General features: G+C 73.7%; 20 protein-coding genes. 15 read left to right on the plus strand and 5 right to left on the minus strand.

The genetic code is table 11. The features are described from left to right. Positions 1–113: 113 nt before the first annotated feature. Positions 114–1778, minus strand: coding sequence for a zinc-ribbon domain-containing protein (locus MNY60_RS14015; protein WP_242360876.1), 1665 nt, complete (start codon positions 1776–1778; stop codon positions 114–116). Positions 1779–1887: 109 nt separating this feature from the next. Between MNY60_RS14015 and MNY60_RS14020 the strand changes: the two genes are divergently transcribed. Then, positions 1888–2487, plus strand: coding sequence for a polyhydroxyalkanoate synthesis regulator DNA-binding domain-containing protein (locus MNY60_RS14020; protein ID WP_242338792.1), 600 nt, complete (start codon positions 1888–1890; stop codon positions 2485–2487). Between the two features lie 3 nt (positions 2488–2490). Here the strand turns inward: MNY60_RS14020 and MNY60_RS14025 are convergent, their stop codons facing one another. Both MNY60_RS14025 and MNY60_RS14030 read right to left on the minus strand, forming a co-directional pair. Further along, on the minus strand, positions 2491–3258 hold the full coding sequence (locus MNY60_RS14025) for a ParA family protein (RefSeq protein WP_242338791.1): 768 nt from the start codon (positions 3256–3258) through the stop codon (positions 2491–2493). Position 3259: 1 nt separating this feature from the next. After that, complete coding sequence (locus tag MNY60_RS14030; RefSeq protein ID WP_242338789.1) at positions 3260–3574, minus strand: hypothetical protein; 315 nt, start codon at positions 3572–3574, stop codon at positions 3260–3262. A gap of 41 nt (positions 3575–3615) precedes the next feature. Here MNY60_RS14030 and MNY60_RS14035 point away from each other — a divergent pair, with 41 nt between their 5' ends. The 4 genes from MNY60_RS14035 (at position 3616) to MNY60_RS14050 (ending at position 7331) form a co-directional block, all read left to right on the plus strand. After that, positions 3616–4557 (plus strand): ArsA-related P-loop ATPase, encoded by a 942-nt coding sequence (locus tag MNY60_RS14035; protein WP_242338787.1) that lies wholly within the window; start codon positions 3616–3618, stop codon positions 4555–4557. Next, complete coding sequence (locus MNY60_RS14040) at positions 4554–5681, plus strand: ArsA-related P-loop ATPase (protein ID WP_242338785.1); 1128 nt, start codon at positions 4554–4556, stop codon at positions 5679–5681. The genes MNY60_RS14035 and MNY60_RS14040 overlap by 4 nt, the downstream gene beginning before the upstream one ends. A 162-nt stretch (positions 5682–5843) precedes the next feature. Further along, complete coding sequence (locus MNY60_RS14045; protein ID WP_242338783.1) at positions 5844–6254, plus strand: secondary thiamine-phosphate synthase enzyme YjbQ; 411 nt, start codon at positions 5844–5846, stop codon at positions 6252–6254. 12 nt (positions 6255–6266) lie between these two features. Then, on the plus strand, positions 6267–7331 hold the full coding sequence (locus MNY60_RS14050; protein ID WP_242338781.1) for a hypothetical protein: 1065 nt from the start codon (positions 6267–6269) through the stop codon (positions 7329–7331). 17 nt (positions 7332–7348) lie between these two features. On the opposite strand, the gene MNY60_RS14055 is transcribed toward MNY60_RS14050, so the two are convergent. Further along, entirely contained in the window at positions 7349–9169 is a 1821-nt protein-coding gene (locus MNY60_RS14055) for a long-chain fatty acid--CoA ligase (RefSeq protein WP_242355480.1), read from the minus strand. A 161-nt stretch (positions 9170–9330) separates the two neighbouring features. On the opposite strand from MNY60_RS14055, the gene MNY60_RS14060 reads away from it, so the two are divergent. The 4 genes from MNY60_RS14060 to MNY60_RS14075 all read left to right on the plus strand — a co-directional run bounded on the left by MNY60_RS14060 (position 9331) and on the right by MNY60_RS14075 (position 15590). After that, positions 9331–10647, plus strand: coding sequence for an O-acetylhomoserine aminocarboxypropyltransferase/cysteine synthase family protein (locus tag MNY60_RS14060; protein WP_242360878.1), 1317 nt, complete (start codon positions 9331–9333; stop codon positions 10645–10647). A 144-nt stretch (positions 10648–10791) separates the two neighbouring features. Next, complete coding sequence (locus MNY60_RS14065; protein ID WP_242338775.1) at positions 10792–12516, plus strand: nitrogen regulation protein NR(II); 1725 nt, start codon at positions 10792–10794, stop codon at positions 12514–12516. Further along, positions 12513–13910 (plus strand): sigma-54 dependent transcriptional regulator, encoded by a 1398-nt coding sequence (locus MNY60_RS24315; protein WP_242338773.1) that lies wholly within the window; start codon positions 12513–12515, stop codon positions 13908–13910. The genes MNY60_RS14065 and MNY60_RS24315 overlap by 4 nt, the downstream gene beginning before the upstream one ends. A 108-nt stretch (positions 13911–14018) precedes the next feature. Further along, positions 14019–15590, plus strand: coding sequence for an ammonia-forming cytochrome c nitrite reductase subunit c552 (locus MNY60_RS14075; RefSeq protein ID WP_242338771.1), 1572 nt, complete (start codon positions 14019–14021; stop codon positions 15588–15590). Positions 15591–15668: 78 nt separating this feature from the next. Here the strand turns inward: MNY60_RS14075 and MNY60_RS14080 are convergent, their stop codons facing one another. Continuing rightward, complete coding sequence (locus tag MNY60_RS14080) at positions 15669–18134, minus strand: OmcA/MtrC family decaheme c-type cytochrome (protein WP_242338769.1); 2466 nt, start codon at positions 18132–18134, stop codon at positions 15669–15671. 404 nt (positions 18135–18538) lie between these two features. Between MNY60_RS14080 and MNY60_RS14085 the strand changes: the two genes are divergently transcribed. Genes MNY60_RS14085 through MNY60_RS14110 form a run of 6 tightly spaced genes read left to right on the plus strand, consistent with a single transcriptional unit; the run spans position 18539 to position 23301 of the window. Beyond that, positions 18539–18979 (plus strand): hypothetical protein, encoded by a 441-nt coding sequence (locus tag MNY60_RS14085; RefSeq protein WP_242338767.1) that lies wholly within the window; start codon positions 18539–18541, stop codon positions 18977–18979. Continuing rightward, the gene (locus tag MNY60_RS14090; RefSeq protein ID WP_242338765.1) at positions 18972–20150 is read left to right on the plus strand and encodes a hypothetical protein; all 1179 of its coding nucleotides are present in this window, start codon (positions 18972–18974) and stop codon (positions 20148–20150) included. The genes MNY60_RS14085 and MNY60_RS14090 overlap by 8 nt, the downstream gene beginning before the upstream one ends. Continuing rightward, the gene (locus MNY60_RS14095; RefSeq protein ID WP_242338763.1) at positions 20150–20482 is read left to right on the plus strand and encodes a hypothetical protein; all 333 of its coding nucleotides are present in this window, start codon (positions 20150–20152) and stop codon (positions 20480–20482) included. Before MNY60_RS14090 ends, MNY60_RS14095 begins: the two co-directional genes overlap by 1 nt. A gap of 12 nt (positions 20483–20494) precedes the next feature. Beyond that, a complete protein-coding gene (locus tag MNY60_RS14100; protein ID WP_242338761.1) occupies positions 20495–22399 on the plus strand; it encodes a PP2C family protein-serine/threonine phosphatase in 1905 nt (634 codons plus the stop codon). Continuing rightward, on the plus strand, positions 22392–22916 hold the full coding sequence (locus MNY60_RS14105) for an ATP-binding protein (RefSeq protein ID WP_242338759.1): 525 nt from the start codon (positions 22392–22394) through the stop codon (positions 22914–22916). The genes MNY60_RS14100 and MNY60_RS14105 overlap by 8 nt, the downstream gene beginning before the upstream one ends. Further along, positions 22909–23301, plus strand: coding sequence for a hypothetical protein (locus MNY60_RS14110; protein WP_242338757.1), 393 nt, complete (start codon positions 22909–22911; stop codon positions 23299–23301). The genes MNY60_RS14105 and MNY60_RS14110 overlap by 8 nt, the downstream gene beginning before the upstream one ends. The last annotated feature ends 184 nt before the right edge of the window (positions 23302–23485 follow it).

The raw sequence follows: 23485 nt of genomic DNA on the forward strand, positions 1-23485 counted from the left end.
CTCGGCGCCGATCTCGCGTCACGCGGCGCGGGCGCGGATCTCTCCCTCCTCGAGCGCCCCGAGCCGCCGCGCGAGCCGCCGCGCCGCCAGGACCTCCGGCGCGGTCGCGCCCGTCACCTCCGGCGCGCCTCCTCCGGCGCGGCGGAGATGCGCAGCGCCGCCCCGGCGAGCTGCGGCGGGTACTCGTCGATCGCGACGAGGAAGGGCACCTCGTCCCCGGGCCGGATCTCGTCGGGCGCACGCCGGGCGGCGGCGCGGGACGCCCGGGCGAGCGCCTCCGGAGTGGCCGCGCGCCAGAGATCCTCCGGGCCCGGGACCGCCCCCGCGAGCGCCTCCCCGCGCGCGATCACCGTCCCCTCGCGCACCACCTCCACCGCGACCCGGACCGAGCGGACCCGCGCCGGCGCGTGCGAGACGATGGAGCCGCGGACGAACAGGATGGGGGCGGCGCGCTCCCTATCGTAGAGGCCGCTGCGGACGTCGGACGCGACGAACGGGCCCGCGGGCGTGCCGTGGCGGAGGGCGGCGGCGATGGCCGCCGGCCGGAACGCCGCGGCCTCGATGCGCCCGCCGCGCCACACGACGAGCATCGCGAGCGCGATGGCGAGCACGGCCACGAGCGCGACGGCGTTCACGGCGAGCGCGGTCAGCCGCGCGCCGCGCGCCGAGGAGCCTCGCCGCGCCGAGGCGGGCGGGGCCGTGAACGGCGCCGCGCGCACCGGCGCGTGCGGCTCCGGCACCTCGGCGACGGGGATGAAGTCTAGCGTCGTGGGGACGTGCGCCGGGATCGGCAGGGGCGGCGGGCGGAGCGGGGCGCGCGGAGCGGGCGCAGGCGTCGGCTCCGTGGCGAGGGCGAGCGCGGCGGAGGCGTGGTGCGCGGGTGCGAAGGACGGCTCGGGGTGCGAGGAGAGCTCGGACAGCTCGAGGCCCGGCGCACCGAAGGCGAACGCGGGCTCGGAGTCGAGCGCGAGACCCGGCCCGCCGAACGCCGGCTCCGAGCCGCCGAACGCGCCGCGCGAGCGGTCGCGGCCGCCGCCGGACGCACGGAACGCCGCCGGCGTCTCGCGATCCTCGAGCGTCAGATCGGGCCCGGAGGGCGGGGCCGCCTCGCCGGCGGGCTCGGGCGGCGGCTCGGCGGGAGCCGGCGCGGCGCCGAGCAGGTCGGCGAGGTCCGTGAGCGGCAGCCCGCGCGCGCGGCCCGAGGACTCCGCGGGACCGTCCGCCACCTCCGCGAGCGCCGCGCTGCCGGTCGCGGCCCAGGGGTCGGCCCCGAAGGAGGAGGCCTCTTCCTCGGGCGCGCCGGCGGCGTCGCCGGCGCCGGCGGCGAACGGATCGTCGCTCGCCGTCGAGGAGGCGAACGGATCCGCCGCCTGGAAGGGATCGGCCTCGGTCGCGTGCGGCTCGCGCGCGGCGGGCGCCGGGATGGTCCACGCGAAGGGGTCGGCCTCCGGCCCGGCGGGCGCCGCGGGGGCGAACGGATCGAACGAAGGGGCAGCGAAGGTGTCCGGGCGAGCGAACGACGGCTCCGGCGGCGGGGGGAACGCGAAGGGATCGCCGGACGCCGGTGCGGAGGAGCGCGCGGGCGGCTCGAGCTCGACGTCGAGCGCCGGCGCGCGCGGCGCCGGGGCGGGCACCGCGGCGGGCGGCGTCCCGCCGTGCTCACGCTGCACGGCGAAGACCGTCTTGCACTGCGAGCAGCGCACCTTGGCGCCGCGCGGGCCGATCTTCTCGTCCGCGACGCGGAACCTCGCTTGACAGCTGGTGCAGAGGACGATCATGCGGCCCCACTCGGGATCCGCAGATTACACCGCTGCGGCGCTTGACACAAAGCGTCCGCCCCAGAACAATCCTTTGAGTTCGCGCACTTACTCACCTCGGACGGCCCCCATGAACGAAGAACGCCCCGCAGCCAGCGAGCCCTCCGCGGGTGGGCGCGAGCCCAAGGTCATCAAGCGCTACACCAACCGTAAGCTCTACGACACGGTCGAGTCGCGCTACGTGACCCTCGACGAGATCGCCCAGATGATCAAGGCGGGCGCCGAGGTGAAGATCATCGACAACCGGACGAAGGAGGATCTCACGTCCGTCACGCTCGCGCAGATCATCTTCGAGGAGGAGAAGAAGACCTCGAAGATGAGCCTCGACACGCTGCGCGATCTGATCCGCCACGGCGGCGAGGTGGCGCAGCGGCTCGTCGAGGGGACGCAGGCCGAGCTGCGCGGCCGCGTCGAGGCGGTCCGCGCCGCCGCCGAGCAGCGGGTGCAGACCCTGCTCGTGAAGGGTCAGCAGACGAGCGATCGCGCCCGGGAGATGGTGCAGTCGTCGCAGGAGACGATGACCGCGTTCCAGAAGCGGGTCGACGAGCGGGTGCGCACCGCGGTCGAGCAGATGTCCACCGTCTCGGACGCGCGGAAGCAGCTCGACGACATCTCGCGGCGGATCGAGGCGCTCGAGAAGCGGCTCGACGACCTCGCCCCGAAGCCGTAGCGCTCAGGCCGCGGGCGCGCGCGCCAGGATCTCGTCGGCGATCGCGGCGAGGGCCCGCGCGCCCGACGAGCGCGGCGCGTACTCGAAGATCGTGCGCCCGTGGCTCTGGGCCTCGTCGATCTTGACGGACCAGCCGAGCACGTGGGCGGACAGCTCCGCCGGGAAGCGCGCGCGGAGCCGCGCGAGGATCTCGTCCGCGAGCTGCGTCTTCCGGTAGAGCGTCGGGACGACCAGGGTGAGCGCGGGCGCCCTGCCGCGCGCCGCGCGCATCGCGTCGAGGCTCTGCACCATCTCCGCGCAGCCGTCGAGCGCCAGGTACGTGAGCGCGACCGGGATGACGATCTCGCTCGCCGCGACGAGCACGTTCTCGGTGACGAGCGACACCGAGGGCGGCGCGTCGATGAGCACCGCGTCGTAGCGGCCCGCCGGGATCGCGTCGAGGCGCCGGGCGAGCCGCTCGGCCCGATCGGGCGACGACGCCACCGCGACCGGGAACGCGGCGAGCTCCTTGTTCGCGGGCAGGAGCTCGAGCCCCTGGATGGGCGTCCGGACGGCGATCGCGTCCATGGGCCGATCGCCCGCGAGGAGGTCGTGGATGGTGGGGGAGAGCCCGCGCACGTCGACGCCCAGCGACTTGCCGGCGTGGCCCTGCGTGTCGAGGTCCGCGACCAGGACGCGCAGCCCGCGCGCGGCGAGGTGCGCCGCCACGTTCACGCAGAGCGTGGTCTTGCAGGTGCCGCCCTTCTCGTTGACGAAGGCGATCCGCCGCATGCTACTCGCGGCCGTCGTCGTCCGCGCCGCGCTCCACCTTGGCGGCGAGGCCGTCGATCATCGACTCGAGCTCGGACAGCTTCTGCTTGAGCGAGGCGACCTCGTCCTTGGAGGGCAGGTTCGCCGCGTGCAGCGCCTGGCGCACGCCCTTGTCGAAGGTCTCCTTGGCCTGCACCGCGGAGGAGAAGAGGGTCTGCAGCCCGGTGGTCACGCGCTCGCTCGCGAGGAGCTTGCCGACGAAACGCCCCATCCTTTCCTCGCTCGCCTCCAGGGCGCGCTTCAGCATGGGGTTCCTGAGCATCTCGTCGAACGGCATGTTGGACTTGTCACCCTCCCCTCGCTAGCTTGTCAAGCCTCGTGCCCACCCCGACCCTTCTCGATCGGAGGCTCGTCGTGGTGACGGGCAAGGGCGGCGTGGGGAAGTCGACCGTGTCGGCCGCCCTCGCCGTGCTCGCCGCGCGCGCCGGGAAGCGCGTGCTCGTCTGCGAGGTGAACGCGCGCGAGCGCATCGCGCCGCTCCTCGGCGCGCCGCCGGCCGGGGCGCAGATCCGCGAGGCGCGCCCGGGCCTCTTCACCTTGAACGTCACCCCGCCCGACGCGATGCGCGAGTACGGGATAATGGTCCTCAAGTTCCGGACCATCTACGACGCCGTCTTCGAGAACCGGCTGGTGCGGCACTTCCTCCGGGTGATCCCCTCGCTCGCCGAGCTGGTCATGCTCGGCAAGATCCTCTTCGAGGCGAAGTCCGAGGAGCGCGGCCGGCCGCGCTGGGACGTCGTCATCGTGGACGCGCCCGCGACGGGCCACGCGGTCCAGCTCCTGCGGGTGCCCTCGGCGCTCCTCGACACGGTGCCCGCGGGGCCGCTGCGCGGCGACGCGGAGTGGATGCAGGCCCTGCTGCTCGACCCGGCCCGGACGGCGCTCGCGATCGTCACGCTGCCCGAGGAGATGCCGGTGAACGAGGCGATCGACCTCGACGCCCAGGTGCGCAGCGAGCTCGGCGTCCCGCGCGCCGCCCTGTTCGTGAACGCGATGCCCGAGGCGCGCTTCACGCACGAGGAGGAGGCGCGCCTCGAGTCGCTCGCGGGTGAGCCGCCCCCCCTCGGGCCCGCCGCCGCCGCCGCCCGCCTGCAGGCGCTCCGCGCCGAGCAGGCGCAGCGCTACCTCGCGCGCGCGCGCGCCGCCCTCGACCTCCCCACCACGGTGCTCCCGCTGCTGCCCGTCGCGGAGTGGGGCGCGGCGGCCGTCGAGCGGATCGCCGACGCGATCGCGGCCGCGCCGCCGGAGCCGGCGCCGTGACGCCCGTGCGCGACACGACGGCGGGCCGGCGCATCGTGGTGTGCGTGGGCTCGGGGGGCGTGGGGAAGACCACCGTCGCGGCGGCGATCGCGCTCGACCGCGCGCTCGCCGGCGGGCGCGTGCTCGTCTGCACCATCGATCCCGCGCGCCGCCTCGCGAACGCGCTCGGCCTCACGTCGCTCGGGAACGTCGAGTCGCGCGTCCCCGATCACAAGTTCGCGGAGGCGGGGCTCCGGGCGAAGGGCGAGCTCCACGCCATGATGCTCGACGTGAAGCGCACGTGGGACGACCTCGTCGCGCGCCACGCGCCGGATCCCGCCCGCCGCGAGCGGATCCTGAAGAACCGGCTCTACCAGCAGATGTCCTCCGCGCTCGCCGGCTCGCAGGAGTACATGGCGATGGAGAAGCTGTACGAGCTCGCCACCGACCGCGACTACGACCTCATCGTCCTCGACACGCCGCCGACCGCCCACGCGCTCGACTTCCTCGACGCGCCGGATCGGATCCTCGACTTCCTCGGCAACGACGCGGCGCGCGTGCTGCTCGCGCCGGCGATCGGCGCCGGCAAGCTCGGGCTCCGGCTCGCGCAGCTCGGCGGCGGCTACGTCGCGAAGACGCTCGCGCGCTTCACCGGGCAGGCCGCGCTGTCCGACCTCGGCGACTTCCTGCAGGGCTTCCAGGGCATGTACGAGGGTTTCAAGGACCGCGCCGGCGCCGTGCGGGCCCTGCTCTCGCGCCCGGAGGTCGGCTTCGTGCTCGTCACCTCGCCGAGCCCGATCTCGATCGACGAGGCGATGGCGTTCCACGAGCGGCTCCACGCCGAGTCGATGCCGGTCGCCGGGCTGGTGGCGAACCGGGTCACCCCGGATCTGTGGCCGGGCGCGGCGCCCCTGCCCTCCCCGGAGGACCTCGCGTCGCCGCTCGGCGAGCGCGGGGGAAACGACCGCGGGTTCGCGCGCCGCCTCGCGGAGACGCTCGCCGAGCACCAGATGCTCGCGGCGGCGGAGCGCCGGGCGCTCGAGCGGCTGTTCGAGGCGGTGTCGGCCCCGTACGCGGTGGTCCCGCGCCTGGAGAGCGACGTCCACGACCTGCGCGGTCTCGCCAGGCTCGCCGAGCGGCTCTGAACGGGGACTGCGCCCCGCCCCGCCGACGGCTGACCGCCGTCGCCCGGGACCCCATCCCTGCTCGCCGGGTCCCGTGCGCCGCCGGGAGCGGCGTCCGTCCCGGCGGCCTCGCTCCGCTCGCGCGTTGTCGAATCCCGCGCGGCCGTTTAGCTTCCCGAGGCCATGCTCCTCCCTCCGCTCGAGATCAAGACCCGCGCCTCGAACGAGCTCGTCGACGTCACCGCGGAGGTGCGGGCGGCGCTCCACCGGAGCGGAGTCGAGAGCGGGGTCCTCGTCGCGTTCGTCCCCCACACCACCGCAGGGATCACCATCCAGGAGAACGCGGATCCGGACGTGCGCACGGACCTCCTCCTCGCGCTCGCGAACGCCGTCCCCGAGCGCCCGCCCGGCGGCGCGTACCGGCACGCGGAGGGGAACAGCGACGCGCACGTGAAGGCGTCGCTGGTCGGCAGCTCCGCCACGATCGTCGTCGAGCGCGGGGAGCTCGTGCTCGGCACCTGGCAGGGCGTCTACCTGTGCGAGTTCGACGGGCCACGAACGCGGAAGATGCTCCTCTCGGTCCTCGCGGGTTAGGCTCCTCCCACGATGCGCCGCGCCCTCCTCGTCTCCGCCACGCTCCTCCTCGCCTGCGCCACCGCCCGCCGCCCGCCCGGAGACCCGGGCGTGACGTTCGCTCCCGAGGCCCCCGCCCGCACCGCCCTCGACGCGGAGCTCGCCGGCAAGAACGACGAGGAGCTCCTCGCGATCGGCAACGCCGCCGCTGGCGCAGCCAGCCCGGGCGACGACGCGCGCGCCGCCGCCGCCTTCGCGGCGCTCGCCGACCGGTACCCGCGCTCGCCGCACCTCGCGGAGGCGCTCCTCGGAGCGGGCGCCGCCTACGCGCGGCAGGCGGAGTGGCGGCTCGCGCTCGAGCGGTTCCGCGCGCTCGAGGCGCGCGGCGGACCCGAGGGGCTCGAGGGGGCATTCCGCGCGGCGGAGGCGCACTACCAGCTCGACGACCTCCCCGAGGCACGGGCCGCGCTCGAGCGGATCCTCGCGCGCCCGGAGCTGCCCGCGGCCGCGCGCGTCCGGGCCCTCGCCGAGCGCGGCGTCGTCGAGATGGACGGCGGCGAGCCGGCGCGGTCGGAGGCCACGCTGCGGGAGGCGCTCGCGGCGTATGCGGCGGCGAGCGCGACGGAGCGGCTCGCGCCGGCGGCCGCCGCCCAGGCCCGCTTCTACCTCGGCGAGCTCCGGCGCGCGGCGCTCCTCGCCGCCCCGCTCGATCCGACGCAGGGCGACGACGGCGCCCTCGCCGCCGAGCTCGAGCGCAAGTCGCAGCTGCTCCTGTCCGCCCAGGAGGAGTACCTCGCGGCCATCCGGCTCGGCGACGAGCGGTGGGCGGTGGCCGCGGGATACCGGGTCGGCGAGCTGTACGACGCGCTGCGCGAGCAGCTCCTCGAGGCGCCGCTTCCGCCCGGGCTCCACGACGAGCAGGCGGCGAGCTACCGCGCGGAGCTCCGCCGCGAGGTCCGCGTGCTCGCCGCCAAGGCGATGACCGCGTACGAGGAGACGCTCGCGCTCGCCCGCCGCGTGCGCGTCGAGGACGTGCGGTTCCTCTCGGACGCGGAGTCGTCGCTCGGGCGGCTGCGCGCCACGCTCGCCGCCGAGTAGCGCGGCGCGCCCTCGCGTCAGGGACCGCGCGGCGGCTCGCGGTACATGGCGTCGAGCTCGGCGCGGTAGCGCTGCTCGACCAGCTTTCGCTTCAGCTTCTGGGAGGCGGTGACCTCCCCCGCGGCCTCGCTGAAGTCGCGCGGCAGGATCGTGAAGCGCTTGACGGTCGCGAAGCGCGGCAGCCCCGCGTTGAGCTGATCGACCGCGCGCTGGACGAGCGCCCTCACCTCGGGGGCGCGCGCGAGCGCGTCGGGAGAGAGGTTCCCCAGGCCGTGCTGCCCGGCCCAGCGGGCGGCCGCCTCCGGCTCGAGCGTCACGAGGGCGGTGACGTAGTTGCGGCGATCGCCGTGGACCAGCACCTGGGCCAGCACCGGGGAGAGCACCTTGAGGCGCCCCTCGAGCTCGGTCGGCGCCACGTACTTGCCCCCCGAGGTCTTGATGAGGTCCTTCTTGCGATCGGTGATGGCGAGGAAGCCGTCCGCGTCGAGGTGGCCGACGTCGCCGGTGTGCAGGAAGCCCTCCGCGTCGAGCGCCTCCGCCGTCAGCTCCGGCAGCCCGCGGTAGCCGCGCATGATCCAGGGGCCGCGCATCAGGATCTCGCCGTCCTCGGCGATCTTCACCTCGATGCCGGGCAGCGCCGGGCCCACGGTCCCGAGCCGCCGCGCGCCGGGCAGGTTCACGTGCGTCGCGGCGGACGACTCGGTGAGGCCGTAGCCCTCCAGGATCACGACCCCCATGGCGTCGAAGAACTCGGCGACGTCCTTGGACAGCGGCGCGGAGCCCGACACGAAGAACCGGAGCCGCCCGCCGAACAGCGCGCGGACCTTCTGGAACACGAGCCGGTCCGCGGCCGCGAACTGGGCGGCGAGCACGGCCGACGGCTGCTTCCCCGCCCGCAGCGCGCGCGAGCGCGCGAGGCCCACGTCGAGCGCCCAGCGGAAGATGGCCGCCTTCACGGCGCCGCCCTCGCGAGCGTTCTGGAGCACCTTGGCGTGGACCTTCTCGAAGATGCGGGGCACCGCGCAGACGAAGGTCGGCCGGATGACGCTCAGGTTCTCGACGATCCGCTCGATGCGCCCGTCGATGGCGGTCGGGAACCCGATGCGCAGCTGCGCCGTCCCGATCATCTTCCCGAAGACGTGCGCGAGCGGGAGCCAGAAGAACTGCAGCGGGTCGGGGTGGCCGAGGATGCCGGTGTCCTGGACCGCCTTCGACTGGGTGATCCAGCAGGCGTGCGTCAGCTCGACGCCCTTCGGCTGGCCCGTCGTGCCCGAGGTGTAGATGAGCGTCGCGAGCGCGTCGCCGCGCAGGGCGGCCGCGCGCTCCTCGAACTCGCCCGGATGCGCGGCGTCGTGGGCGCGCCCCCGCTCCTCGAGCTGTGCCAGCGTGATCACCCAGCCGTCAGCGCTGGGCGGGCCGTCGAAGGTCACCACGTGGCGGAGCGCCGGCAGCTCGGCGCGGCGGGAGGCGAGCTTGGCGATCTGCTCGCCGTTCTCCGCGAACGCGACCACCGAGCCCGAGTCGGCGAGGATGAACGCGCTCTCCTCGGGCGTCGACGAGGGGTAGATCGTGCTCGTCGCCGCGCCCGCGCAGAGCACGCCGAGGTCGGAGAGGACCCACTCGATGCGCGTGGACGACAGGATGGCGCAGACCTGCTCGTTCTCGACGCCGAGCGCGCGCAGCCCGCTCGAGATCGCGCGCACTCGCGCCTCGGTGTCCGCCCAGGTGAGGCTCTTCCACCCTCCGTCCACGGGGTAGCGGAACGCCTCCGCGGCCGGCGTCTTGCCGACGCGCTCCAGGAACAGCTCCGGGACGTTGCGAGGGGAGAGTTCGGCCAAGGGTCGGGTCTCCATGGTGAAAAGGGGGCTGGACTGTACCCCCGAGGCTGGGGAGACGCGACCGCGTCAGCAAGCGCGCAAGGCGGGGACGCGGCTTGACGCCGCGCTTGTCCGCCAAATAGGATGCTCGTCTCACTTAACGGATAACCCCGAGGACGCCGATGACCATCCCCTCCGACCGGAAGCTGCGCTTCGAGACGCTCCAGGTCCACGCCGGACAGGAACCGGCGCCCGGCACGAACGCCCGTGCGGTCCCCATCTACCAGACCACCTCCTACACGTTCGACAGCGCGGACCACGGCGCGAACCTGTTCGCGCTGAAGGAGTTCGGGAACATCTACACGCGGATCATGAACCCCACGACGGACGTCTTCGAGAAGCGGGTCGCCGCCCTCGAGGGCGGCGTCGCGGCGCTCGCGACCGCGTCCGGGCAGGCGGCGCAGTTCCTCGCCATCGCCAACATCGCCCAGGCGGGCGACAACGTCGTCTCCACGAGCATGCTGTACGGCGGTACGTACAACCAGTTCAAGGTGACGCTGCCCCGGCTGGGCATCGGCGTGAAGCTGGTCGACGGCGACGACGTGGGCGCGCTCGCGAAGGCCATCGACGGCCACACGAAGGCCCTCTACGTCGAGTCCATCGGCAACCCGGCCGGGAACGTGCCCGACTTCGAGGAGCTCGCGAAGGTCGCTCACGCGAACGGCATCCCGCTCATCGTCGACAACACCTTCGGCGCCGGCGGCTACCTCGTCCGGCCGATCGAGCACGGGGCGGACGTCGTCGTCGAGTCGGCGACGAAGTGGATCGGCGGGCACGGCACCTCGATCGGCGGCGTGATCGTCGACTCCGGCAAGTTCGACTGGGCGGCGAGCGGCAAGTTCCCGGTCTTCACCGAGCCCTCGCCGGGGTACCACGGCCTCGTGTTCAACGACGTGTTCGGGCCGAAGGGGCCGTTCGGCAACATCCAGTTCATCATCCGCGCCCGCGTCGAGGGGCTCCGCGACCTGGGGCCGGCGCTCTCGCCCTTCAACGCGTTCCTCCTGCTCCAGGGCCTCGAGACGCTCTCCCTGCGCGTGCAGCGCCAGGTGGACAACACGCTCGCGCTCGCGAAGTGGCTCGAGACGCACCGCTCGGTCGCGTGGGTGAACTACACCGGGCTCGAGAAGCACCCCCACCACCAGCGGGCCCGCAAGTACCTCCGGAACGGGTTCGGCGGCGTCTTCACCTTCGGGATCAAGGGGGGGTTCGAGGCGGGGAAGGCGTTCATCAACTCGGTGAAGCTCGCCTCGCACCTCGCGAACGTCGGCGACGCGAAGACGCTCGTCATCCACCCCGCGTCGACCACCCACCAGCAGCTCTCGGAGGCGGAGCAGCAGAGCGCCGGGGTCACGCCCGATCAGATCCGGGTCTCGACCGGCATCGAGCACATCGACGACCTCAAGGAGGACTTCGAGGCGGCGTTCGCCGCGGCGCGCTGACGCCCCCTCGTGCGGCGGGTCCCCCGGGGCCCGCCGCCGCGCGCCGTCGCCTGCCCCGGGCGCCGCGGTCGCGCGTCCTCCACCGCGCCCGCGGCGGACGGGCACCTTCCCCGCTCCCGTCCGCCCGCGGTAGGTTCCGGCGCCATGCCCGTCGGGACCTACGCGGCAGCGGGCCGCACCGCCCTCCTCCTCCTGGCCGTCGCGGCCGTGGTCTCCGGCGTCGCGGGCGCGTACCTCCAGACCGAGGAGGCGCACGCGGAGCGCCGGCTCGTGGAGGGTCGCGCTGGCGCGCTCGCCGAGGCGCTCGAGCGGTCCGTCACGGAGGCCATGGACGAGCACCGGCCGGAGAGCATGGGCGCGATCCTCGCGGCGGTGGCGCGCACCCAGGGCGTGGCCGGCGCGGCGCTCGCCGGCCCCGAAGGCCGGATCCGCTTCGCGGCGGGGGAGACGCCCGCGCGCCTCGACCTGGGCGCCGAGGCGCGCTGGACCGAGCGCCGCTTCGTCCTCTCGAAGCCGATCGCGAACGGCCCCGCGTGCCGCGGCTGCCACGGCGCCGCGACCGTGAACGGGGCGCTCCTCGTGGCGCTCGACACGACCGAGCTCGGGCCCAGGCTCGCCGCCTCGGCGCGACGCATCTGGGCGCTCGTGGGGCTCACCTTCCTCGCCATCGGCATCGCGGTCGTCCTCGTACTGCGGGCGGCGCGGCGCGTGGCCGATCGCACCCAGCGGCTCGCCGAGGCGCTGGCGGCGGCGAACGCGGCGCGCGAGGCCCGGGCCGCCGACCTCTCGCGGCTGCAGGCGATCCTCGACTCCATGGCGGACGGCGTCCTCTTCATCGACGCGGACGAGCGCGTCGCGCTCGTGAACAAGGCGGGCCGCGTGCTGCGCAACCTCACCGGCGGGGCGGGCCGGCCGCTCCGCGACTGCCACCCGAAGGCCTCGCACTCCATGCTCGACCGCGTGCTGCGCTACCTCCGCGACGGGGACGACGCCGGCCCGGCGCACTCGATCATCAAGGAGCGCGAGGGGCGGTTCGAGACGACCTACGCGCCGGTGAAGAACGCGGACGGCGCGTACCTCGGCACGGTCATGGTGATCCGCGACATCGCCGAGCGGCGGACGCTCGAGCGGCGGCTCCTCGACGCGGAGCGGCTGTCCGGGCTCGGGCAGATGTCCGCGCAGATCGCCCACGAGCTCCGGAACCCCCTCAACGCGATCGGCGGCGCGGCGCAGTTCCTCAGCCGGCGCTTCGACGGCGACGCCGAGGTCGCCGAGTACGCCGGCCTCATCGACGCGGAGGTCCAGCGGGTGAACCGCTTCGTCTCCGAGCTGCTCCAGGTCGCGCGCCCGGGCGAGCCGGAGCTGGCGCCGGTGTCCGTCAACCGGCTCCTGCGCGAGGCCGCCCGGAAGGCCGCCGTCGCGCGCGGCCTCCCGGCGGACGCGGTGCGGCTCGAGCTCGCCCCGGAGCTGCCCGTGCTCGACGTGGACGCCCCCATGATCACCGAGGCCCTGGTGAACCTCCTCCAGAACGCGTTCGAGGCGGGCGGCGGCGCGCCGGTCGAGCTCGCGAGCCGCTACGAGACCGCCGGCGGCGAGGGGACCATCCTGGTCGAGGTGCGCGACCGCGGCTGCGGGATCCCCGCCGAGGAGCTCGACGAGGTGCTGCGGCCCTTCGTGACCACGAAGCCGACGGGGACCGGGCTCGGCCTCGTCGTCGTCTCGCGCGCCGTCGAGCAGCACCGCGCCCGCTTCGCCCTCTCGCGCCGCGAGGGCGGCGGCACCGTCGCCGCCATCCGGTTCCCCGTCCGCCGCGCCGCCGCGGGGCCCTCCGATCCCGCGGCAGGCTCCGCCGCTCCGGAGGTGGCGTGAGCGCCCCGGTCGCCGCGGAGGGGCTCGTCCTCGTCGTGGACGACGATCCCGGCACGCGCAAGGTCGCGAAGGCGAACCTCTCCCTCGAGGGCTTCGAGGTGCTCGTCGCCTCCTCCGGCGCGGAGGCGCTCGCGCGGCTCGAGGAGTCGGACCCGCTCGCCGTCGTCTCCGATCTCAAGATGCCGGATCTCGACGGCATCGCCCTCATGGATCGCGTGCACGCGCTCCGCCCCGCGCTGCCGGTCGTGCTCGTCACCGCGCACGCGACGGTGGAGACGGCGGTCGAGGCGATGCGCAGGGGCGCGCTCCACTACCTCACGAAGCCCATCCGCTACGACGAGCTCGCGCTCGTGCTCCGCCACGCGGTGGCGCACGAGCGGCAGCGCCGCGACGTGACGCGCCTGCGCGGGGAGCTCGAGCGGGCGTCCGGGTTCGAGGAGATCGTCGGGACCTCGCCGGCGATGCGCGAGGTCTTCTCGATGGTGGAGCAGGTCGCCGACGCCGACGCGACGGTGCTCCTGCGCGGCGAGACCGGCACCGGCAAGGAGCTCGTCGCCCGCGCCATCCACCACCGCTCGGGGCGGCGGGACCGCACCTTCGTGGCGGTGAACTGCACCGCCATCCCGCGCGATCTCATGGAGAGCGAGTTCTTCGGCCACGAGAAGGGCGCGTTCACCGGCGCCGTCGCGCGGCGGATCGGCCGGTTCGAGCAGGCGCACGGCTCGACCCTGTTCCTCGACGAGGTCGGCGACCTCGATCTCGCCATCCAGGCGAAGCTCCTGCGGGTGCTGCAGGAGCAGGAGCTCACGCGCGTCGGCGCCCAGGACGCCATCCGCGTGGACGTCCGCATCGTGGCGGCGACGAACCGCGATCTCGAGGCGCTCGTCCGCGAGGGCCGCTTCCGGGACGACCTCTACTACCGCCTGAACGTCATCCCGCTCCGCCTGCCGCCGCTGCGCGAGCGGACGAGCGACCTGCCCGCGCTCATGGAGCACTTCCTGGGCTCGTTCGCGAAGCGCTACGGCCGCAGGGCGCCGCTGCCCCCGCCCGACGTCATCGCGGCCGCCCGCGCCTACCCGTGGCCCGGCAACGTCCGCGAGCTGCGCAACCTCTGCGAGCGCGCCGTGCTCATGGGGTGGGCGGCGATCGCCCCGATCCTCGGCGCGGGACCGCGCGCCGACGCGTACGGCGCGGCGGCGCTCGTGGACCCGTCCCTGCCGCTCCTCGAGGCGAAGCAGCGGCTCGTCGAGCGGTTCGAGCGCGAGTACCTGACGCGGCTCCTCAAGGAGCACCGCGGGCGGGTCGGCGAGGTCGCGCGCGCCGCGGGGATCGCCGAGCGGAACCTGTACGAGAAGATGAAGGCGTACGGGCTGTCGCGCGACGACTACCGGTGAGCCCGCCGGTTCGCCTCCCCCGCAAGCGGCCGTTTGCACGTCGTCCCTGGCGGGCGTGCCCCGCATTGGCAGTCCTCGCCGCGGGGAGGCGTGCTGCACAACGGGGCCATGACCGACCGGACCCCCAAGAACCGCCGCGCCGCGCTCGCCCTCGGCCTCGTCGCGCTGCTCGGCGCCGCCGCGACGCTCGCGCGGGCGCAGACCCAGGAGAAGCCCGCGAGGCCCGCCCCCGCCGCCAAGGCGCAGAAGCCCGCCGCGAAGGCGAAGAAGCCGGCCGCGAAGGCCGCGCCCGCCGCCGCCGGCCCGCAGATCACCGACGAGACCGTCGATCCCGCCGTGTGGGGCAAGCAGTATCCGCTCGAGTACGAGACCTACAAGAAGACCGTCGACCAGGTCCGCACGAAGTACGGCGGCTCGGAGGCGCTGCCGCGCACGCCGGACGAGGCGGACCCGCGCTCGGTCGTCTCGCAGGAGAAGATCGAGGAGGACCCCCGCCTCAAGACGATGTGGGCGGGCTACGCCTTCAGCGTCGACTTCCGCGAGGAGCGCGGCCACGCGTACATGCTCGAGGACCAGACCTTCACGAAGCGTCAAGCGGTCGTGAAGCAGCCGGGCTCGTGCATGCAGTGCCACGGCTCCGTGTACGTCCCCTACAAGAAGCTCGGGAACGGCGACCTCGAGGCCGGGTTCCGCAAGATGAACGCGATGCCCTACATGGAGACGCGCAAGCTCGTCGAGCACCCGGTCGCCTGCATCGACTGCCACGACCCGGAGACGATGGCCCTGCGGGTCACGCGGCCCGGCTTCATCAACGGCATGCGCGCCCTCAAGGCGAAGCTGGGCGTGAAGGACTACGACGTGAACAAGCAGGCCTCGCAGAAGGAGATGCGCGCGTTCGTCTGCGGGCAGTGCCACGTCGAGTACTACTTCAAGGGCGACGACAAGCAGCTCACCTACCCCTGGTTCAACGGCATCCGGGTGGACGACATCCTGGCGTACTACGACGAGATCAAGTTCAAGGACTGGGTCCACAAGACGACCGGCGCGCCCGCGCTCAAGGCCCAGCACCCCGAGTTCGAGATGTGGAACCAGGGCATCCACGCCCGGTCCGGCGTCACCTGCGTCGACTGCCACATGCCGGAGATCCAGTACAAGGGCGAGAAGATCACCGATCACCAGGTGAACAGCCCGCTCCTCAAGGTCGAGGCGTCCTGCACGAGGTGCCACGCGGGCGTGAAGCCGGACGAGCTCAAGAACCGCGTCCTCACGGAGCAGGACCGCTTCTACAAGCAGCGGAACATCGCGATGGACGCGCTCATGGATCTCATCGGCGACATCCAGAAGGCGCAGGGCGAGGGCAAGGCCACCCCCGAGCAGCTCGACGCGGCGCGGTACCTCCAGCGGCGCGCGCAGTTCTACCTGGACTTCGTCGAGGCGGAGAACTCCACCGGCTTCCACGCCCCGCAGGAGGCGCTGCGGATCCTCGGCGACTCCGTCGACTACGCGCGCCAGGGACAGCTCGTGCTGCGCGACGCGACGTTCAAGCCCGACGTGAAGGTCGTCGTCGTCCCGACGGCGCAGCCCGGCCCGGCCCAGGCGCCGGGGACGCACCCGGCGGCCGCTCCGCCCGCGCCCGCGCCCGCCCCCGCGCCAGGGAAGCCGGCGGAGAAGGCGAAGTAGCGGGGCGCGGGCGAGGGTACGGCGAGGCCCCGCCGCCTCGAGCGGCGAGCGGGGCCCTCTCGCATCCTTCGCGCGGGGCTACAGGGGGACCGGCAGCGGGAGGCGGTGGACCTTGTCCACCGACTGCGGGCCCTTCACGCCGTGACAGGAGACGCACTGCTCCTTGCCGTTGCCCGTCTCGCGCGCCGCGTGGGAGATCGCGTAGGCGGTGGCGTGGCACGCGGTGCACGCCGCGGCGATCGGGGGCGTCGTCGGCTCGTCCGCCCCGTGAGCGGACGATCCGGCGTGACGGATCGTCGGCGTCTCGTTCGCGACGGTGGGCGGCGAGGTCGCGGGGACCGCCTCGACGCGGTAGGTCCCCTCCAGGTGACAGAGCGTGCACCGGGCGAGGTCTCCGGGGAACTCGCCCATGTCGCGGAAGCGGAAGCTCCCGTAGCGACCGTACGAGACGTACGGGCGGAGGGTCGAGAGCTCCGCCGTGCCCGAGCGCCCGCCCGTGTGGATCCGGTGGATCATCACCTTGAAGTGGATCGAGCGCTCCTCGATCCCGTCGTAGGTGCTCGCGAGGTCCGTGTCGCCCGCGGCGGTCTTGGGGCGGGCGTGCCAGTCCGTCCGCTCCGGGGTGTGGCACGCGGAGCAGTACTCGACGCGCATGCGCATCTGGCCGTGATAGGCGATGCGCACGTGACAGGCGTTGCACTTCGCGACGTCGACGATGCGCCGGCGCGGCGTCGGATTTCCCCCGCCCGTGCCGCCCGCGGCGAGATCGATCCACACCGTCGCGGTGTCGGCGGGCTCGTAGAGGGACTCGCCCGTGTACGGCCAGGCGAACGCGTTCGCGACGGGGTCCCATAGCGGGGTGTAGGCGCCGCGCCGCGTGTCCAGGCCGGCGATCCAGGTGCCGCTCGCGTCGGCGGGGAGCGTCGCCTTGAACGTGTAGCTGAAGCGGCCGTTCACGTCCGCCGCCATGTCCACCGGGACGAGCTCGCTGATCGGGAGCGAGGCCGCGCCGAGCGAGCGGAAGTCCGGATCGGCCGGGCCCGCGATGGTGGCCTCGAAGTAGCCGCTGTGCCCCGGGGCCGCGTCGAAGGCGCCCCGCGGCACCGGGCTCGTGGCGTCGAGCGCCGGCGTCGGCGAGAGCAGGGACGTGAGCAGGCCGTCGCGATCCGAGACCGTGAAGACGATCGTCGGCGACATGCCGGGCAGCGCGTTCTTGACCTCGACGATCTCGAGCGTCGGCCTGTTCAGCCGCGGGCTCCGGAGCGGCGCGACGTGCGCCTCCGCGATGTCCACCTGGTCAGCCGGATCCCCCGGGAGCGACACGTGGCACTTCGCGCAGCCCGTGTCGTCGGGCTGCGGCCCGCCCGAGTGGGCGAAGTGGACCGGGTCCGGCGGCGCGCCCGCCCCGAACCAGACGTCCGCGTGGCAGCCCTGGCAGCTCCGCCGCGAGATCTCGGTCGCGAGCGCCGCCTCGCGCGCCGCCCCCGCGTGGCACGTGGTGCAGTTGCGGAGGTCCACGGGGAACGTGACGCCGCGCGCGACCAGCTTCGCCGGCTGTCCGTTGTCGGTGCGCGCGACCACCTGCCCGAAGATCCGCTCGCGGCTCTCCGCGCCGATCACCGAGAACCTCCGGCCGAGGAGCGGCGTGTTGCGCCCCGTGAAGAACGGCTTCGGGCTCGTCGCGCCGATGGGCGGCGCCTCCACGGCGCTGCTCGCCACGTAGAGCGTCGGCAGGTTCTTCCCGCGGTGGATGCGGTGCACGAGGCGCGACAGCTCGAGCGGGTTCGGATCCGTGTCGGCGGTCGCCGCGGCGGGCGCGGCCGGATCCACCGTCTGCCCGTCCGCGTGCTGGTACGTGTGGCAGGTGACGCAGATGCGGGTGCCGGTGCGGGACCCGTCGTGCGCGCGCAGCGTGCCGTGGCAGCTCGCGCAGGCGGTGTCGAGGACGAGCTCGCGCCCCCGGAGCGGCCCGTGGTTCGGCACGAAGTCGAACGTCGAGGTGGTGAGCTGGGTCCCGGCGACGCCGGTCAGGAACGCGCCGACGCGCAGCGTCTCCGCGAGGTCCTGGCCGGCGGGGAGCGGGGCCGCGAGCGTGTACGTGAACGCGCCGCCGCCCTGGTCCGTCCAGGTCCCGGCCGTCTCCGCGCCGGGCTGGCGCGTACCGTGGAGCACCGCTCCGTCGGGCGTGCCCGGCCCTGCCACGGGGAGGTTCGCGAGCGTCTCCGCGCCGGTGAGCAAGAGGCTGCGCCACGCGGGCAGGGCGGTGCCGGGGTTCACGGGATCCGGAGAGAGCGCCGCCAGCGTGAAGGCCGGGCCGAGCGACCGCGCTGCCGCGAGGCCGAGGGGCCGCTCGTCGCGCGAGATCTGCAGGGTGACGACGACGTGCTGGGCAGCGTCCAGCGCCGCGCCGATGATCTCGATCCTCGGCCCGGTCGGCGGGGGCGATCCCACGGCGGCGCCGAGCTTCGGCGCCTGCTGGCATCCGCCGAGCAGCGCGAGCGTGACCGCCGCGGCCCAACCGCTGTTCGTGAACCGGCGACTCATCGATCCTCCCGGCGCGCGCGCCGACGCCTTCCCCGGCTCGCGTCTCGTCGCCATAGCACGAAGCAACCGAGAGGCACATTCCGCTTACCGCCACGCAGTCGCGAGGTGCGCGCGCGTCGGTCACCGGCAGCGCACCGGCGCAGAGGTGCGGACTGCGCCGCGTCAAGGCGACAGCCGCGAAGTTGACACCCACAGGATCTCGGCACGTACCATGCGCGCCGGGACCGACTCCGCGACGGACGAGCCGTCGCGGCGGGGAGGATGGACATGCGAATCGGCCGAGGCCCTGCGGGCCGGCCTCGCATCCTGGAGAGCGGAGCGTGCGCGGAGGCCCTCGGGGGCGCCGGGCGGCGCGGTGCGTCCTCCGGCTGGCTCGAGCCGAGCGGAACTTCGAGCGGGCGGCCGTGACGCGCCAGCTCGCCATGGCGCTCGCCGCCGCCTCCTCCCTCTTCGCCGCGTGCGCGCCCGAGCCGGGGATCGGCGTGCCTCAGCCGATCCAGGTCCCCGGCGGACCGGCCGAGCACTTCTCCACGCTCGAGCTGAACATCCTCGTCCCGCGGTGCGCCACCGCCTCGTGCCACGCCGGCGAGTCTCCGCCGGCGTACCCGCCCCTCGACGCGGGCCTGGCCTACGGCGCGCTCGTCGCGTCCCCCTCGCAGCAGGCCTCGCTGAACCTCGTCGAGCCCTTCGATCCCGCGGGCAGCTACCTCGTCATGAAGCTGCGCGGCACCGCCGGCGACGTCGGCGGGGTCGCGAGCGCGATGCCGATCGGCGACGCCGCCCTCGACGAGGCCGACATCCAGGCGATCGAGGCTTGGATCGCGAACGGAGCGCCGAATGACTAGCCGCAGCGCACCCCGGCGGATCGCAGCCGCCGCCGCGCTCGCCCTCGCCGCCACCCTGCTCGCCTGGGCGCCGCCCGCGCGCGCCAGCGGCGACAACGTGATCGTCTCCGGCTCCGTGTACGTGGACTACTGGGGCATCGAGCGGCGGGACATCGCCGCCCGCACGCCGCGGAGCGTCTCGCCGGACGCGTCGCTGAAGGTCCAGGTCGACATCAACGACGACCTCGCCTTCTCCGCCAAGGCGTGCTTCAGCTGCCACGGCATCGACCTCGAGCACGCCCACCTCGACTACACGCCGAAGACCTGGTTCAACGTCCAGGCCGGGCGCATCGCGGTGCCGTTCGGTGAATACGCGAACCGGGTCGATCAGTCCGGACACAAGACCGTGTCCGCGCCGCTCATCTACGACATGGGCCGCATGGCGTACGGCGAGAAGAACGCGATGAACCTCGGCGTCATGCCCCAGCCCTACTCCGACACCGGCGCCCTGCTGTACGGGATCACCTGGCTCGGCGAGAGCCTGCAGGTCTGGTACGGGCTCTACGGCGTCGCCGGCATGCGCGGCTCGAACGACCTCGACTTCACCTCGCTGCGCACCGTCTATTACACCGACAACAACGACCAGCCCGCCGGCGGCGGTCGGCTCGCCGTCACCTGGGCCTCCTCCGGCAAGGGCTTCTTCGGCGACGTGAGCGTCGGCGCCTCGGCCACCGGCGGCCGCTACGATCGCGCGGCGAAGCTCGACTACGCGGCCGTCGGCGCGGACGCGTCCATGAAGCTCGGCCCGGTCACGCTGCGCGGCGAGTACGCGGCGCGGCGCACCGACATCGACACGGCCGCCAAGGGCTACAAGTGGACGATCGTCGACCCCTTCGTCATGAAGGAGGGCTGGTACGCCGAGATCGAGCACCCGCTCGGCAAGCACGTGGACATGGTCTACCGCTACGACGAGCTCCGTCGTAAAGGCGTACCCCTCCCCGGCTCCACGATCACGCCGGACAGCCTCCTCGTGCGCTACACCGCGGGGCTCGTCCTGACGCCGGCACAGTCCACGTACGTGAAGCTCGGGTGGGAGTACTGGAGCGACAAGACGATGATCGGCACGCCGCCCGGCACGACGCCCTTCCAGGACTTCCACTCCATCCACCTCGGATTCGGAGGAGCCTTCTGATGTCCGTCACCTTCGCCGCCGCCGCCGTCCTGGGGCTCGTGCTCCAGGCCGAGCCCGAGAAGGCGCCCCCCGATCCCCGCGACTTCGGGCCGGGCACCATCGACGTCTCGTCGTATCCGGAGGAGCAGCAGCGCCGGTACGAGATCCTCATCGGGAAGTGCAACAAGTGCCACCCGGCCGCGCGGGCGGTGAACTCGCACTTCAGCTCGCAGCAGTGGAAGCGCTACATGAAGAAGATGCTGCGGCGCCCGAACTCCGGCATCAACGAGGAGCAGGCGCAGCGCATCTACGAGTTCCTGAAGTTCCGCGCGACGCAGGAGGGCCTGGGCTAGGCCCGGACCGCCATGTTCGCCAGGTTCGCCGATCGCACGAAGAGCTCGCTTCGCTTGCGCCTCATGGTGGCGACGCTCGTCCTCGTCGCCCTCGCCCTCGCCATCGCCGCGGTCGCGTTCGAGCGCGTCGCGCGCTCGGTCATCGTCGACGCGGTGCACTCGCACCTCTCCGCCCGCGCCGAGGAGGTCCAGGCCGCGGTCGTCCGGTTCCAGCGGGAGCGCGCGCTCGCCATCCGCAACTGGGCCGAGGCGGAGGCGATGCAGATGACGATCGACTCCGGCGATCCCAAGTTCGCCGAGGACTACCTGCGCAGGACGATCCAGGACCAGGGCGGGACGATCTCGGCGGCGGCGCTCCTCGACATGGACGGCGCCGTCATCGCCGCGGTCCGGGAGGGCGCCGCGGGCGAGCGCCGCGGGCTGCCGGTCGTGACGCTGCGCGGCGTGGTGCTCGGCGACGTGCCGGTGAAGGCCGCGCTGGAGGGCTCCGCCGAGCTCGGCGACGGCGTCGCCGCGGGGACGGTGCCGCTCTCGCGGCTCGATCCCACCGAGGGCAGCGCGCTCGGGGTGATGGTCGCCGCGCCCGTGAAGGACTTCGCCGGCGACCTCGTGGGCGTGGTGGTGGGCGTCCTCTCGCCGCACGGGCTCTCCCGGCTCCTCGGCGGGATCGCGGGCGAGGACGGGCTCTACCAGCCCATCGTCGCCGACGAGCGGCTCACGCTCGTCCTGTCGGTCCCGTCCGCCGACGCGCGCAAGGTGCACGCGCTCGCGGAGGCCGCGTCCGCGGCGCCCGGCGCGCTCGAGACCATCGCGCTCGCCGGCTCGGAGCCGGTGCTCGCCGTCCGCACCGCGCCCGACGCGGGCGTCCCCGGCTGGCGCACGTTCATGGCGGTCCACGAGGCGGACGCGTACGGCCGGCTCTACTGGCTGCGCGCCCTCCTCGGCATCCTGTTCGCGATCGTCCTCGCCGTCGCGGGCGTCGCGAGCATCGGCGCGATCCGCCAGGCCTCGCGGCCGCTCACGGACATCACCCAGTCCATGACCCAGGTCGCGAGCGGCGACCTGTCCACCCGCGTCCCCGAGGCCTACAGCGACGAGCTGGGCCACCTCGTCCACTCGTTCAACGTGATGGTGAGCGAGGTCGAGCGGTCTCGCGACGAGCTTCAGCGCACCGAGGCGCTCCGGCGCGAGGTGGAGATCGCGCACCGGATCCAGACCGCGATCCTGCCCGTGGCGCCTTCGCTCGCGGGCTACGACGTCGCGGCGCGCATGAAGCCGGCCGACGACGTCGGCGGCGACCTCTACGACCTGCTCCCGTTCGACGACACGTTCTGGGTGCTCGTCGGGGACGTCTCCGGACACGGCATCAACTCCGGGCTCGTGATGATGATGGCGCAGGCCGCGGCGTACGCGGCGATCGCCGAGAACCCGCGCGGCTCGCCGAAGACCGTCATCGCCGCCGTCAACCGCGTGGTGCACGAGAACGTCCGCCGGAGGATGCGGCGCGACGACTACCTGACGCTCATGGCAGCGCGCCACATCGGCGACGGGCGCTTCGTCGCTGCGGGCGCGCACCAGCCGATCTTCCTCTCCCGCGGGAGCGGCAAGGTCGACGTCATCGAGCCGGCGGGCCCGTGGTGCGGGCTCGGGCCCAGCGTGGCGCCGCGCGAGTACGAGTTCCAGGTCCACCCCGGGGAGATGCTCTGCCTCATCACGGACGGCATGGTCGAGGCGCCGGACGCCGGGGGCGATCTCTTCGGCGAGGACCGCCTCGCCCAGATGCTGTCCGAGCCCTCCGTCAGCTCCGCGACCGCCTCGCAGGCGCTCGCCGCGATCTTCTCCAGGGTCGAGGCGTTCGCCGCCACGCAGGCGGACGACATGACCGCAGTCGTCCTGAGGCGCCAGCCCCATGCCTGAGCAGAAGCCCGAGCCGCGCCAGCCCATCTACCTCATGCTGCGGATGAAGCCGCCCTGGGTCTTCATCGACGAGATCCGGCGCTTCGTCGAGTCGTTCTGCGCCTGCGCCTGCGAGGTCGCGGTGAACCGCGAGTCGCAGCTCGCGCTGGCGGTGCACGAGCTCATGCAGAACGCGGTGCCGTTCTCGCACGAGGAGGAGGTCGACCTCGTCCTCGAGGTGGATCCCGACGCCGATCGCGTCGAGGTGGCGGTGACGAACCGCTGCACCGAGGCGGAGTTCCAGTCGCTGAGGGAGCGCATCGAGCGCATGAACGAGGAGCCCGACGCGCTCCGCCACTACCTCGCCGAGATGAGCACCTCGCCGGCCACCGTGCGCGGCGGGCTCGGCCTCGCGCGCGTCCGCTTCGAGTGCCAGCTCGAGGTCACCTTGAGCCGCTCGGGTGGCCGCGTCACCGTCCACGCCTCCGGCGCGCTGCGCGCGCCGGCCCTGAAGGTTCCCGGAGGAGCCCATGCCTGAGTTGCCCGTCCCGACGAATCCGCTGCAGGTCGCGGACGACAAGTACTCCGCAGTGCTCGCGAGCGACGTGGAGGGTCCACGCGTCGTCTTCCGCGGCACGATCAGCACCGTCAACCCCGCGGTGATCCTGAACCCCTTCGTCGACGCGGTGCACGGCGAGCTCTCGCGGCTCGGGAGGAGGCGGGTCCGGGTGGATCTCCGCGAGCTGGAGTTCTGCAACTCCTCCGGCTTCAAGTCGTTCATCCACTGGATCGAGCGGATCGGCGCGCTGCCGGAGCCGCAGCGCTACTCGCTGCACTTCCTCTCCAACCCGGCGCGCAAGTGGCAGCGCACGAGCCTGCTCGCGCTCTCCTGCTACGGCGTGAACAGCGTCTCGATGGAGTAGGCGCGGCACCGCGCCGCCCCCGCAGGCGGCGCTCCGAGCTCGCGGCCCGTTCGCCTCCCGGCGGGCGGGCCGCGTCACATTGACGCAGCGTGATCGCCGCGCCGCGAGGCCACGCGCCGCTCCGGTCGGATGGGCGCATCCGAACGCCTGGCGCGGTCATCCGAACGCGCCGCGCGCTCTCGTC

Source organism: Anaeromyxobacter sp. SG17 (genome assembly GCF_022690695.1).
GTDB lineage: Bacteria > Myxococcota > Myxococcia > Myxococcales > Anaeromyxobacteraceae > Anaeromyxobacter > Anaeromyxobacter soli.